Origin of the sequence: Chryseobacterium metallicongregator, from assembly GCF_031324065.1 — a bacterium.
Classification (GTDB): domain Bacteria; phylum Bacteroidota; class Bacteroidia; order Flavobacteriales; family Weeksellaceae; genus Chryseobacterium; species Chryseobacterium metallicongregator.
In genome coordinates, this window is the sequence record NZ_JAVIXS010000020.1 from 611,690 (window position 1) to 624,616 (window position 12,927).

General features: G+C 36.0%; 12 protein-coding genes. 7 read left to right on the plus strand and 5 right to left on the minus strand.

Translation table 11 applies throughout. From position 1 onward, the window contains the following. Positions 1-49: 49 nt before the first annotated feature. Positions 50-775, minus strand: a complete 726-nt coding sequence (locus tag REB14_RS20700) for a YoaK family protein (protein ID WP_079241285.1) — start codon at positions 773-775, stop codon at positions 50-52. A gap of 398 nt (positions 776-1,173) precedes the next feature. Between REB14_RS20700 and REB14_RS20705 the strand changes: the two genes are divergently transcribed. Next, on the plus strand, positions 1,174-1,860 hold the full coding sequence (locus tag REB14_RS20705) for a Crp/Fnr family transcriptional regulator (protein WP_079241284.1): 687 nt from the start codon (positions 1,174-1,176) through the stop codon (positions 1,858-1,860). Between the two features lie 100 nt (positions 1,861-1,960). Continuing rightward, on the plus strand, positions 1,961-2,356 hold the full coding sequence (locus REB14_RS20710) for a VOC family protein (protein ID WP_079241283.1): 396 nt from the start codon (positions 1,961-1,963) through the stop codon (positions 2,354-2,356). A gap of 68 nt (positions 2,357-2,424) precedes the next feature. Here the strand turns inward: REB14_RS20710 and REB14_RS20715 are convergent, their stop codons facing one another. The 4 genes from REB14_RS20715 to REB14_RS20730 form a co-directional block, all read right to left on the minus strand. Beyond that, positions 2,425-3,372 (minus strand): alpha/beta fold hydrolase, encoded by a 948-nt coding sequence (locus tag REB14_RS20715; protein WP_309523165.1) that lies wholly within the window; start codon positions 3,370-3,372, stop codon positions 2,425-2,427. Between the two features lie 149 nt (positions 3,373-3,521). Then, positions 3,522-3,929, minus strand: a complete 408-nt coding sequence (locus REB14_RS20720) for an ACT domain-containing protein (RefSeq protein WP_079241281.1) — start codon at positions 3,927-3,929, stop codon at positions 3,522-3,524. 479 nt (positions 3,930-4,408) lie between these two features. Next, positions 4,409-5,062 carry a response regulator transcription factor gene (locus REB14_RS20725; RefSeq protein WP_099049839.1) on the minus strand — a complete coding sequence of 218 codons (654 nt, stop codon included), beginning with the start codon at positions 5,060-5,062 and terminating at the stop codon, positions 4,409-4,411. After that, positions 5,040-6,773 carry a sensor histidine kinase gene (locus REB14_RS20730; protein WP_309523166.1) on the minus strand — a complete coding sequence of 578 codons (1,734 nt, stop codon included), beginning with the start codon at positions 6,771-6,773 and terminating at the stop codon, positions 5,040-5,042. Before REB14_RS20730 ends, REB14_RS20725 begins: the two co-directional genes overlap by 23 nt. A 684-nt stretch (positions 6,774-7,457) precedes the next feature. On the opposite strand from REB14_RS20730, the gene REB14_RS20735 reads away from it, so the two are divergent. The 5 genes from REB14_RS20735 to REB14_RS20755 all read left to right on the plus strand — a co-directional run bounded on the left by REB14_RS20735 (position 7,458) and on the right by REB14_RS20755 (position 12,919). Next, positions 7,458-8,645 carry an FAD-dependent oxidoreductase gene (locus tag REB14_RS20735; RefSeq protein WP_079241279.1) on the plus strand — a complete coding sequence of 396 codons (1,188 nt, stop codon included), beginning with the start codon at positions 7,458-7,460 and terminating at the stop codon, positions 8,643-8,645. A 12-nt stretch (positions 8,646-8,657) separates the two neighbouring features. Beyond that, a complete protein-coding gene (locus REB14_RS20740; RefSeq protein ID WP_309523167.1) occupies positions 8,658-10,433 on the plus strand; it encodes a flavin monoamine oxidase family protein in 1,776 nt (591 codons plus the stop codon). Between the two features lie 273 nt (positions 10,434-10,706). Then, positions 10,707-11,525, plus strand: a complete 819-nt coding sequence (gene panB / locus REB14_RS20745; protein WP_309523168.1) for a 3-methyl-2-oxobutanoate hydroxymethyltransferase — start codon at positions 10,707-10,709, stop codon at positions 11,523-11,525. 17 nt (positions 11,526-11,542) lie between these two features. Beyond that, on the plus strand, positions 11,543-12,505 hold the full coding sequence (locus REB14_RS20750) for a bifunctional helix-turn-helix transcriptional regulator/GNAT family N-acetyltransferase (protein ID WP_309523169.1): 963 nt from the start codon (positions 11,543-11,545) through the stop codon (positions 12,503-12,505). Positions 12,506-12,508: 3 nt separating this feature from the next. Next, entirely contained in the window at positions 12,509-12,919 is a 411-nt protein-coding gene (locus tag REB14_RS20755) for a DUF2000 family protein (RefSeq protein ID WP_309523170.1), read from the plus strand. Positions 12,920-12,927 lie beyond the last annotated feature (8 nt).

Here is a 12,927-nt window from a genome sequence, read left to right on the forward strand (position 1 = left end):
TTAAAAAAGGATATTCCCATCATTGGAATATCCTTTTTTATTTTCTGTTTTATCTTAATCTCCTTTTTAAGGCATAATATCTGTACAGAAGCTTATCATACCTGATCACCAAAAACAGTAATCCTGCAGTCACCATCAATGTTTTTAGGCGGATCATACTGTAGCCCAAACCACCAATGATGCATCCTGAAAAAAAGCAGGCAATAATCACCAGTTTAAGAGCGATATTCTTTTTAAGTTGTCTCTTTTCATTTTCCCGTTCTTTAAAGAAAAGTTTTGAAAGTTCTATTCCCAGATCAGTAAATAATCCCGTAAGATGAGTCGTTCTCACCACAGACTGGGATACTCTTGTTACTAATGAATTCTGAACACCCATTGCAAAAAGCAAAAGACCGGCAGTAGTATAAGAAGATATTGATAGTTTCAGTGTCTCATCATCTGATAGTCCCACAAAACCTAATATCAGAATTTCAGTTATCAAAGGAATAAGATGTGGGCGAAACATGCTACGTCCGGAAGAAAATTCAACCATAAAGCTTGAACAGAATGCTCCTCCCAGAAAACACATAATAAAGACAAGATAAGTAAGAGCTTTACTATAATGACTGAGTAGAATTTCTTCGGAAAAGAAGGCAAAGTGCCCCGTTATATTGGTGGTGAGCACTTTAACGGACATTACTCCTACAATATTCACTATTCCTGCAACAAACGAAAGTACGGATGCAAGCTTAAGATTGTGAAAATAAGTCCTGTATTTCCCTCTGTGCCTGAACATTATAAATCTCTATAAGGGTTGTGTATTTTTCTTTTTTTAAGATTTTACTCAAAAAAACAGCTGGATAAAATAGATAAGCAAAAAAAATAAATTAGAAATGTCAGCATAAAGCCGTGAAAAACATGTCCACTTAAATATTTATCCAGTGTTCTTTATAGAGTTACTATGTGCCCTAACGTAAAATCCTACTTTTTCCGTAACAAATGACAGATCGGCATATGAAGTGAAAATACTTTTCAAAAACCTCTCTGAAATGTTCTGTTTCTTATTTCAGCACCAATTTTATTACTTTTGTAAAAGTAATTCGTTCAGAAAAAAAACCTTGTGACATACATGGGTTTAAAATGTGATTTAAGTTAAAAACTGAGTACGGATTCAATAGCCTGTATAGAAAAATTATGATCTCAAAATTTATTTTCAACAATCAATATCTTTTTGATGAACTCCCAGAGTATGATAAAAATCTGCTTACAGGAGCTATGAAAACCAAAAACTACCGTAAAAATGAACCCATATTTACTGACGGAACAAAACCTAACGGTGTTTACTACCTTAATGAGGGTAAAATAAAGAAATACAAAGTTGATAATGATGGAAGGGAACAGATTATTTACATCTACAGTTCCGGTGAATTTTTCGGGTATTCTGCGATCCTGAGCAACGAATCTTATGGAGATACGACCTCAACACTGGAGAATTCTGTCATTTCCTTTATTTCAAAAGACAGCTTTCTGGAGATTCTAAGCCAGTCATCAGTGCTTTCAAGGCTGTTACTTAAATCTTTGAGTCATGAATTCAGTGTGATGGCCAACCTTATTGCTGTTCTATCTCATCGCACCGTAAGAGAAAGAGCTGCTCTCAGCTTGCTGATTCTCCATGATAAATATAAATCAAATGATACACCTGATGACGAAGTATTTATTACTCTTTCCCGTGTGGATCTTGCCAATATGGTAGGAACTGCCAGAGAAACTTTGGCCCGTATAATCAATGATTTCAAACAGGAAAAACTCATCAGGTCTGAAGGAAGGAAGATACAGATCATCAACTTTAAGCGGTTAATTCATATTGCTAATTTTTATTAATAAAGCCATTCAGATTAAAATCTCACACTTCTACTGACAGTCTGTTGTCATAACTACTATTACCTTTGTTGAAAATTAGTTTAAACAAATAAGTATCCTTATGAAACTTACCTCATTAAGAATTATCAGCAAAGACATTAAAGCAGCAGCAGCATTTTATGAACAGATAAGTGGTATAACTGCTACATGGTACACGGAAGATTTTGCAGAACTTGCTACAGATTCTATTACTATTGCTATCGGAAGTACAAGGACAATGCAACTATTTTCGGAAGGCCTGACTGACTTCGCAGGAACAAAATCAACCATTATCGAATTTTTGGTTAAAAACGTAGACGAAGAATATGAAAGAATCAAAAATATAACTTCCGAAATTATTCAGGAGCCAACAACAATGCCATGGGGAAACAGATCTCTCCTGTTCTGTGATCCGGACGGCAATATGATCAACTTTTTTACTCCTGTGAGTGAAGAGGCTGTGAAGAAATTCAGCTAAGTTTCTGTAAAAAATAAAACCTCACTGTTGATTAGTGAGGTTTTTATTCTAATTTTTAAAAATCAATATTATTTTCCAAGGAATTCAATGGCTTTTCCAACAAATGTATCATGATACTGATAGAAAGAAGTATGCCCTGAATCCGGGAAAATTACCAGTTCCGCATGGTCTAAATGCTGAGCCATATTTTTCGCATTCTGAACAGATACCGGAAGATCGTTTTCACCATGAACAATCAGTACCGGATTTTTAATCTTTTGAATTTCCGTAAGGGCATCAGCATTAGGTTGAGCCCAACTCAATACAGCGGTAAACTGCGAGTTTGAAGTGGCATCACTTAAAGGAAAATCCCTATCTGTAGTTCTAAGCTGAACTCTTGCAAAAGAAGCTTTCCCCTCTGCAATGCTTTGAGCAGATTCTGTAAAACCAAATTTCAGGAAGGAAGCTTCCGGGCTTAATCCTGCTGTTCCTGCAATAATATTTGGAAGATTAGATAATCCTATGGCTCCCTGCGGACCAGTACCTGTTAAAATCACTTTATTGATCAGGGATGGATTGGTCAGTACTATTCTCTGTGCAATAAATCCTCCCATAGAAAATCCCATAATATTCACTTTGGTATAATTTAAAGCTTTAATAAAATCTACAGCATCATCTGCCATCGCCTGAACAGTATTGGGCGTTGTTCCTTTTGAAGAAGCGACACCTTTATTGTCGAAAATAATGACCTGGTATTTCTTTGCCAATCCATCAGTTACTGCAGGATCCCAGTCATCCATTGAGCCTCCTAATCCCGGGAGAAGAACCAAAGGAACTCCGTCTTCTTTTCCTAAAACACGGTATGCTATGGCATTTCCTTTAACGGTTATGAATTGGGTTTTGGCAGTTTGGTGGCTGTTATTTTGTACTTCCTGCGTCGTGGGAGGCTCATTTTCTTCATTGCAGGATACGGTCACTACCATAAAAAGAGTTAAACATAATAAGCTTACGGCAGAGATTTTTCTGATTGTTTTCATTGTTGTTTATTTTTGTATGATTATGGTGCAAACATAAAACACAAAAACTCGCAGAACACTCAAAAGCTTTATCAACAGGACATTTTAGCAGCCCAATTAGACATTTTAGAAGGTGAAAATAAAAAAGTGAAAAATTCAAAAAACAATTTTTAAGGTTTCTGAGCCAATCTCAATGCATAAAGGGCTTCTATGGCTTTTTCAGCATCCTTTTCAGCTACAAAAATATGATCGTGAAAATAAGCAGCCACTACATTACAGCTTATATTCTCCTTTTTCAAGGCATTGGCAAAAGCTGCAGTAAGTCCTACCGCTTCAAGAGAAGAATGAATGTTCAAGGTAATCCAGGAAGAAATATAACTATAGTCTAAAGACCATTCATCTGCAATATTTTTTTCTAAAACAATAGTCACCGCTTCAGCTTCCCGAAAGAAAAACAGAATTCTTTCGATATCCGGTATTTCACTTAAGGTTTCAACAGTACAAAATACATATTCTCCGGTATTCACTACTGGTTCCATATTCTGAATCAGTACCGCTAAGTCTTTTTCTCCTGACATCTTTTTTTGATACAAAACTAAGGCATCAATGGCAGCATTTGTTTATCATTTGATAAAAAACACAAAAAGGAGGCTGTATGCCTCCTTTTTGTGTTTGTAATGTAACCTATCACTGAACCTCACTATATGTGTTTGTGTTTTTTTCTGATCATTTGGCTTTTTTAAGAAGTCCGGTTAAGGTTATTCATACACTTCTTTAATTTCATCAGTGTTTATTAATTTTTCATCATTTGTGTTTCTATAACTACCGTTTATTATTTGTATAGTTATAATCATTTGTTGTTTTTGTGTTTGAAATTTCAGAAGTTAAAAAGCATTTCTCAGTTGCTTTTTCATTACTTAAATTTCACATTACAAAGGAACAACATTCCCAAATAAAATCCCCTATAAACCCCATCGATACATATCGACCGACTTGTAGATATTTATCGATGAAATATAATATTCTGACTCTTTGAAGTGATGATTACCTTGAAACACTATAGTTTATGATGGGTTTTGACAAGTTCTACAAGCTCAACCATATTTTCGATCTTTAGTTTTTCAAAGATATTTTTTTTGATTGTGCTTACTGTATTTTGTTTGATATTCAGACTGTTTGAAATTTCCAGGTTTCCATATCCATCAGCATAAAGTTCTGCAATCTCCATTTCTCTTTTGGTTAAAATGTTGAGTGGACTTATCAGATCCGGGTTGTATACAAACTGTACCAATAGATTTCGTAAAAGAGCAGAGAAATATTCTCCCTTCTCGATAAAGGTTGTGACTGCTTCCCTTACCTCTTCCTCTTCACTCAATTTACTCAGATAACCGTCAGCACCTGCTTTGATGAATTTAAGACCATGAAGCTCTTCTTCAAGTCCTGTAAAAATCAAAATTTTAAGATCAGGATTTACACTTTTCATCTGCGGTAAAATATGAAGACTATTTCCATCCGGGAAATGGGCATCAATGACAGCCATCTCTATTCCTTTTGATTCTATGAGCTCCAATACCTGATGTAGAGATGATGTCTGATACACTTTAGCGTTAGGAACAATATCACTAATCACAATTTCCATTCCCTGGCGTACAATGCTGTGATCGTCTGCCAGAAGGAATATAATTTCTTTATTTTGAATTGGTGTTTCCATTATTATTACTATTTAAATTGATCCTGAATGTCACTTTCGTTCCTTTATGCAATTTGCTTTCCACGGATATATCGCCATCGAAAAGTTCTACAATTTCTTTTACCAGATTAAGCCCAAGTCCCGCTCCCAGATTATCAACTTCATCAGAAACCATTCCCTGATAATAAGGATCAAAAATTTTACCAAGATCCGATTCTGATATTCCTACTCCGGTATCTCCTACCGTTGTAATCAAAGAAATTTTATTGTCTCCTAGAGACTCTGTTGACATTACGAGATCAATCTGTCCGTTTTCTGTGAATTTGTTGGCATTTCCCAGAATATTCATAAAAATCTGATTGATTCTGATATTATCCGAATACGCCACTACATTTTCAGGAATTCTGTCTGTCACCACAAACCTGTTATTTCTTGTTTCCAGATAAGGAGTAATCACCTTTACAATAGAACTTATTTCATCTTTAAGATTGAAAACTGACTGTATAAGCTCTTTTTCAGCATTTTCGTTTTTGGTATATTCCAGAATCTGGTTAGACTGCAGAAGCAAAGTGCTGTTGGTAAACTTGATGGATTTAAGATAATCCTTTATCGTTTCATCTTCAGTAGTTCTGTGGATTTTATCAATGAAAATATTAATGATTTTCAAAGGAGATCTGAGATCATGACTTAGCATTCCCAGAATCCTGTTTTTGAAATTAAGGTTCTTTTTAATTTCCTTATTGGCTGCATCCAGTTTTTGTTCATAAACAAAAGCCATTCTTGTAAAATACATGATCAGAATAGAGACAATAAACATCAGAATCATCAGTCCCAATACCAGATACGTTCTGATTTTGTTATTGTTGGAGCTCTGTTCGTTGTATTCTCGTTCCAGTTCAGATTTAAAATCTTTGATGGCATTTTCGTACACTTCTATTAAGTTATTACTATACACCAAAAGCTTACTGAAATTACTGTAAAACTGTAAATTATTTTTCTGACTAAGGGCTGCAAGTAGCTGAACCTTCTTCACTTCGGCTGCATAATGCTTGTCAATAGACTTTATCGTATTGTCCATTTTGGATTTTACCTGGGAAAGATCTATGGTTTTGTTGTTGGTCATCGTAATCACCGTACTCTCCTTCTGAACATCTACTTTCCCTGTTACAGCATCTTTCAAGCGCCCAAAAAAGCCTTTCTTTTTTACAGTATCCGCATAAGTACGGGTTTGAATCTTGAAATCTTCAAAATCATTTTTATACTTGGCAGGCTCATACTGTTTATCCTCAATTTTTGCCGGTGGATTCAGGGAAGTCTGATACACTGAATCTATTAATGTTTTCAGTTTTGCCGTCTTCAAAGTATCCTGGCTATGAAGTGCCAGATTTTTTTTCAATCTTGGGCTTGTATTTTCGTATTCACCAATTTTATCAAAATTAGTCTTAAGTTTTCTCAACGACTGGAAATATAGTTGCAGATCATTATTATCCTGGGTAGCCATATATTTTTGAAGATGATCCTGTGCATCCATGAAATCTTTCCTGGAATTATCAGTCAATCCTCCCAATGCACGGCTTTCCTCAAGCTGATCTTTAATAAACTTCAGCTTCTTCCCGTTGACAAATTCATTGTAGAAAAATATGGCAATAATGACCTGTATCAATAAAATACAAAGGATCAAAGAGTAATGAACAAGTTTTCTCAATTTAAAATTTAAGAATTTATTTTTCATATTTGTTTATCAGTTAAATTAATTTCCTGATGACATAAGTCCATTAGATATTAGCCTTTAACAATATAGCATTATTTTCAATAATTTCATAATAAGCATATATCATTCAATTGGCAAAGTTAAAGTAATTTTTGTCTTCTTATAATAATGAATATTTGATTAAACTCACAGAATTTATTTTTTTTTACTATTAAAACGCTTTGTAAACACTCAGTTTTATGTATGTAAATCTATTTTTTTAGATCAATTGCAAAAAGTTGAGGTTCAGTAAAATATTATTTTTCTGTTCATTTTATTACAAATAGTAAACAATAAGTCAAAAAAATGAACAGATAATTCATAGACCATTAATTCCATACCCTCTTTATAATTGCTGAATAACCTTCCGGAAATGGATTTCCTATCATTCCGTATTTCTACTCAATGCAATATTTGGTTATTTACACTCTAAGAACTTATTCCCTCTTCTTTGTTACTTTGAAATGCTTATTAACAGTGACAATATTCAATGGAAAACCAGAATATTCACATGTACCGGAAGATTCGTCTCTACACTTAAACTATCGTAGCAAATAAGGTTCGGAGAGTATTAAAAATCAGTAATGATGGTACATTTCTTCATATTGATGTCTTTACTTTTCTGTATCTCTTCTTACGATTATAAAACATAAAAACAAATAACCTATGATTACAGAAAACTACGACGTAATCGTCATTGGCGGAGGAGCAATAGGACTTGCTACGGCTTATCATCTCGGCCAACGTCAGGCTAAGACTTTAGTATTGGAACAATATACTTTTGTGAATCAGTTGGGCAGCTCTGCAGGGGTATCACGTCAGTTCCGGATTCCTTATCCGGATGAATATATGGTACAAATGGCTCTGGATGCACAGCCTTATTGGGATGAACTGCAGAAAAAGACAGATGCCCAATTGCTTGATAAGGTAGGAACCCTATGGTTTGGAGATCCTGAAGTACACTCCACTGAAGGAAATATTGCTGAAGCAGAAAAAGCCTTACAAGCTTTAGGAGTTCCTTATACTACTTTAACATCAAAGGAGATTGAAGAGCAGTATCATTTCAAAAACTTGCCGGATAATTATACAGGATTATTTCAACCCGATGGTGCCAGTATCAATTTTAAAGCAACTATTGAAACACTTTTAGATCTTTGTCAAAAGGAAGAAACCGTAGAGTTAAGAGAAGATTCTCCGGTGCTTGAGATCAAACAAAACGGTGATCTTTTCGAGCTTACCACTCCTAATGGTATTTATATCGCCAAAAAGCTGGCCATCATTCCCGGACCTTATATCAACAGTGTGATCAATCTGCTTGATTTTAAAATAGAAGCCACTTACTGGAATATGTCTTCTGCTTATTTTAAAAAGACCGACCCAACTATACAATATCCAACATGGTTTGTATTTCAGAATGCAAGCGGAGAAAACGGGAATCAATTCTACGGATTTCCTTCCGTGGGATGGGATCATCCGGAGTACATCCGTGTAGCACCGGATTTTGTGATCAAACCCTTGGAAGAACCAAGCGACAGAACATTAATCCCGAATCCCCAGGAACTGGCCTACACTTCTGAATGGATAAAAAACCATATGACTGGCCTCAGCATTGTTCCGGAGTATACTTCAACATGCCTTATCGCTTTGAGCACAATCCCCAATAAAGAACTGCTGATTGATTTTGCTCCATCTTATGTTCCCAACCACAAAAACATTGTGGTGTACGCTACCGGATGGGCAGCCAAATTCACTCCTTTCCTAGGAAAAATCATGTCGGATCTTGCATTGGACGGACATACAGATTTCGATATTACACCCTTCCGATTAGGATATAAATATTTCTTAGCACTTTAAAATTATAGAACCATGAATCAAGAAAACGTAAATAAAAATACACCGCTGTATCCGGGAATGCAGCCCGATCTGAAAGTAGAAGTAGCCATCATCGGTGCAGGAACTTCAGGATTATACACCGCTTTCCGTTTGGTAACAGATAATAAATACAAAGCTCATGAAGTACAGATCTTCGATATGAGTGACAAATTAGGTGGAAGACTTGAATCCGTAATTATGCCGGGAATGAATTTCTGGGGTGAGCTCGGAGGAATGCGCTATCTGACTTCTCAGGAAATTGTAACAACACTGATTGAAGGTTATCCTTTAACAGAAAAAGATCTGAGCAAAAGAAGCCCGGTTCTGAAAGATAAAATGACTCCTATCCCTTTCCATATGGGAGAACCTGAGAAACTGTTGATGTACATCAGAAAAGAACGTTTCAAACAAAATGCATGGACAGAAGAACAGAAACAAGGCAATAAACTGATTACACGCTATTATCTGAATGAAAATGATGAAGGTTTCAGCTCTGATCAGCTATTCAACAAAATTATCTATAATGTCTTAATGGCAGATCCATGGGTAGCTGAAACCTATAAAAACCTGATTATTGCTGACCCTAATGGTTATGACTATACATTCAAACTAACCAGCCGCGACTGGGATGCTATAAAACCAAGAATGGTTTACAACTTCCCTGGTTCTCCTTATGATAAACGCCTGGTAAACGATATTGGTTTCTGGAACTTAATCAAAGACCAGGTTTCTCAGGAGGGGTATGAATTCTTAGCCAATGCCGGCGGCTATTATTCCAATACCATCAACTGGAATTCTGCAGAAGCGTTTCCGTATATGGTTGGAGATTTCTCTGCTGATACTACCTACAAAACCATTGAGGAAGGCTATGACAGTATTGCCTATGCAGTAGCCAACACTTATATGGAATATGAAGGAGCACGCATCTGGTCAGAAAACAAACTGATTACTTTCACCAAAGACCATCACTTGACCGCTACTCATAAATATGAATTAACTTTTCTGAATATACAAAGTAACGAAACATGGAAAGTTTACGCCAATTCAATCGTATTGGGTATGCCAAGAAAATCACTTGAACTTCTGGATCAGAACAACTTCTTTTTTGACGCCAGCAGACACCAGAAACTGAACGAAAATATGCGCTCTATCATTATGGAGCCCGCATTTAAAATCCTCATGGGCTTCGAAGGCCCGTGGTGGCGAGAAGATCTGGAAATAGATTCCGGGCATTCTATCACAGACTTACCGATGAGACAATGCTATTATTTCGGTACCGATACTGAAACCAAAAACTCAATGTTATTAGGAAGCTACGGAGATATGGAAACAGAAACATTCTGGAAAGCGCTTTCTGATGACAAAGTTCTGTTTAAAGTAAGAGCTGCCAGATCTGCCTCATTAGAAGAATTGCATAAGTTCGATGATGTTCAGGCTACAGAATTCATGGTGAATGAATTGATGAATCAGCTGAAGGAATTACATGGGATAGATATTCCACAACCCTATGTAACGTATTTCAGAGACTGGACAGATGACCCTTACGGTGCAGGATACCATGCATGGAAAGCAGGTTTTTCCGTAAAAGATGTAATGCCTTATATGAGAAAACCGCTTATAGATGAGCAGATTCATATTATCGGGGAGGCTTATTCCGACCAACAAGGATGGGTGGAAGGTGCTTTCTGTGAAGCGGAAAAAATGCTCCAGACCCATTATAAATTAGACTGGCCGTACTGGCTGGATCCTGATTATTATTTAGGATGGTAATCTTAAATACATAATAGTAAGATGATGTGTATAGATAAAGCTCCGGAGTATTTCGGAGCTTTATTATTTCCTTATTTACAGTAAATCATTGCACGGACAATCTTCTGTAAGATCTTCTATGACACTGTTTTAAATACAATTAATAATTTTAACTCAATACTTTTATGATGGTACTTATTAATTTATTACATTTGCATAACTAGTTATATAATTGGTTATTTTATAATAGTTATATAAAGTACAGGAATTTAGTGTAAAACAAAAAACATAAAAATGTCAGTTCATAAAGACGATAAGAAAAAGATTACCACGCTTCAATTAAAAAAAATGAAGGAGCAAGGCGAAAAAATAAGTGTTTTGACGGCTTATGACTATACAACCGCAAAAATCATTGATGAAGCAGGAATTGATGTAATCATTGTGGGAGATAGTGCATCCAATACAATGATTGGAAATCCAACGACTTTAAGCATCACCTTGGATCAAATGATCTATTACACAAAATCAGTAGTGAATGGTACCAAAAGAGCTTTGGTGATCGCTGATATGCCATTTGGGACCGTGTCTGGAAATCCCTTGAAATCTCTTGATGCAGCTATCCGCATGATGCAGGAAACTGGTGCAGATGCTATTAAAATTGAAGGTGGTGCAGAAATCAGGGAGGATGTAAAAAAAATAATTGATGCCGGTATTCCTGTAATGGCTCATTTAGGGTTAATGCCTCAATCCATCAATAAATATGGAACGTATGCTGTAAGAGGAAAAGATGAAGACGAAGCAAAAAAACTGGTAGAAGATTGCCATTTAATGGAAGAATTAGGAGCATTTGGAATACTGCTTGAAAAAATACCTGCTGATCTTGCTGCTCAAATTTCTCAACAAATTTCTATCCCGACAATAGGAATCGGTGCCGGTGTGAGTACAGACGGACAGGTACTGGTCATACAGGATGTAATGGGAATGAATAAAGATTTTTCACCCAAATTTTTAAGGCGATACGCAGATCTGCATACCGTAATGACAGAAGCTACACAGCATTACATAGATGATGTAAAAACAATGAATTTCCCTGCCAAAACTGAGAGTTATTAATAAAAAAATCTTGAAATATGGACTTATTCAACAGAACAGGTAAAATGGCGTTAGGTAGCAGGCTCCGTTTGCTTACAGCAAAAGTGACTGAAGATGCCACTAAAATTTATGAGTTGTATAATGTAGAAAACTTTTCACCCAAATGGTTTCCTGTATTTTTTGTATTGCATGAAGAAAGCAATCAAACCATTACTGAGATTGCCGAACAAATTGGACACTCTCAACCTTCAGTAACAAAAATTATCAAGGAAATGCTGAAGGCAGGATTGGTTGAGGATAATCTGAAATCAAGTGATAAGAGAAGAAATATTGTAGGCTTAACTGCGGAAGGGAAACAGATCGCAGAGAAAATGGTAACAATACAATGTGCAGATATAGATCTTGCTATTGACGGAATTATTGAAGAAGCTACACACAATCTCTGGGAAGCACTTGCAGAATGGGAACATCTTTTTGAACAGAAATCCTTGCTTTCAAGAGTAAAGGAACAGAAAAAGACCCGCGAAAGTAAAAACGTAAAAATCGTTGATTATAATCCGAAATACCAATCTGTATTCAAAGCACTTAATGAAGAATGGATCTCCGCTTATTTTAAAATGGAAGACGCCGACTATAAATCATTGGATAACCCTGAAGAATATATCTTAAATAAAGGAGGGAAAATACTTGTCGCCCTCTATAATGATGAACCGCTTGGGGTCTGTGCTCTCATCAAAATGGAAGATCCTGATTATGATTTTGAGCTGGCAAAAATGGCTGTTTCTCCAAAAGCACAGGGAAAAAACATAGGCTGGCTGCTGGGACAGGCAATCATCAACACAGCCAAAGAATCCGGTGCATCAAAAATATATCTCGAAAGTAATACCATGCTGAAGCCCGCCATTAACCTGTATTATAAACTGGGATTCCAAAAAGTATCCGGTCGCACAACACCTTATCAGCGCTGTAACATTCAAATGGAATTATCTCTAAAAAATTAAGATATGTACGATAAAAAAGTAGCCATTGTCATTAAAGATGATCTCTTGCCATGGCAAAAACTAAATGTTGTTTCTTTTCTGGCGGGAAGCATTGCTATTGAATTTCCGGAAACTCATGGTGAAAAATTCGTAACTGCGGATCAGGAGGAATTTTTAGCTTTTATAAAACATCCTACCCTCATCTATAAAGCAGACAATACAGAAAAACTTCAGCGCGCATTCCGCCGTTCAAGAGACCGTGAACTGTCCATTGGGGTTTATACCCAACAGCTTTTTGCTACCCGCTCCGGTGAAGAAAATGTTCTGGAGATCGCAAAACATCCTGTAGACCATCTGGATCTTGTGGGGATTATCATGTATGGTGAGAATAAAAAAGTAGATAAAGCGCTGGATGGATTAAAATTTCATGAATAAAAATCAAT

Excerpts from the sequence above, each read along its gene's own strand:
- REB14_RS20725 (WP_099049839.1), bottom strand. The coding sequence starts at position 5,062 with ATGGAAACACCAATTCAAAATAAAGAAATTATATTCCTTCTGGCAGAC.
- REB14_RS20755 (WP_309523170.1), top strand. The coding sequence starts at position 12,509 with ATGTACGATAAAAAAGTAGCCATTGTCATTAAAGATGATCTCTTGCCA.
- REB14_RS20715 (WP_309523165.1), bottom strand. The coding sequence starts at position 3,372 with ATGAAAACAATCAGAAAAATCTCTGCCGTAAGCTTATTATGTTTAACT.
- REB14_RS20730 (WP_309523166.1), bottom strand. The coding sequence starts at position 6,773 with ATGAAAAATAAATTCTTAAATTTTAAATTGAGAAAACTTGTTCATTAC.
- panB (WP_309523168.1), top strand. The coding sequence starts at position 10,707 with ATGTCAGTTCATAAAGACGATAAGAAAAAGATTACCACGCTTCAATTA.
- REB14_RS20700 (WP_079241285.1), bottom strand. The coding sequence starts at position 775 with ATGTTCAGGCACAGAGGGAAATACAGGACTTATTTTCACAATCTTAAG.
- REB14_RS20720 (WP_079241281.1), bottom strand. The coding sequence starts at position 3,929 with ATGTCAGGAGAAAAAGACTTAGCGGTACTGATTCAGAATATGGAACCA.
- REB14_RS20750 (WP_309523169.1), top strand. The coding sequence starts at position 11,543 with ATGGACTTATTCAACAGAACAGGTAAAATGGCGTTAGGTAGCAGGCTC.
- REB14_RS20740 (WP_309523167.1), top strand. The coding sequence starts at position 8,658 with ATGAATCAAGAAAACGTAAATAAAAATACACCGCTGTATCCGGGAATG.
- REB14_RS20735 (WP_079241279.1), top strand. The coding sequence starts at position 7,458 with ATGATTACAGAAAACTACGACGTAATCGTCATTGGCGGAGGAGCAATA.
- REB14_RS20705 (WP_079241284.1), top strand. The coding sequence starts at position 1,174 with ATGATCTCAAAATTTATTTTCAACAATCAATATCTTTTTGATGAACTC.
- REB14_RS20710 (WP_079241283.1), top strand. The coding sequence starts at position 1,961 with ATGAAACTTACCTCATTAAGAATTATCAGCAAAGACATTAAAGCAGCA.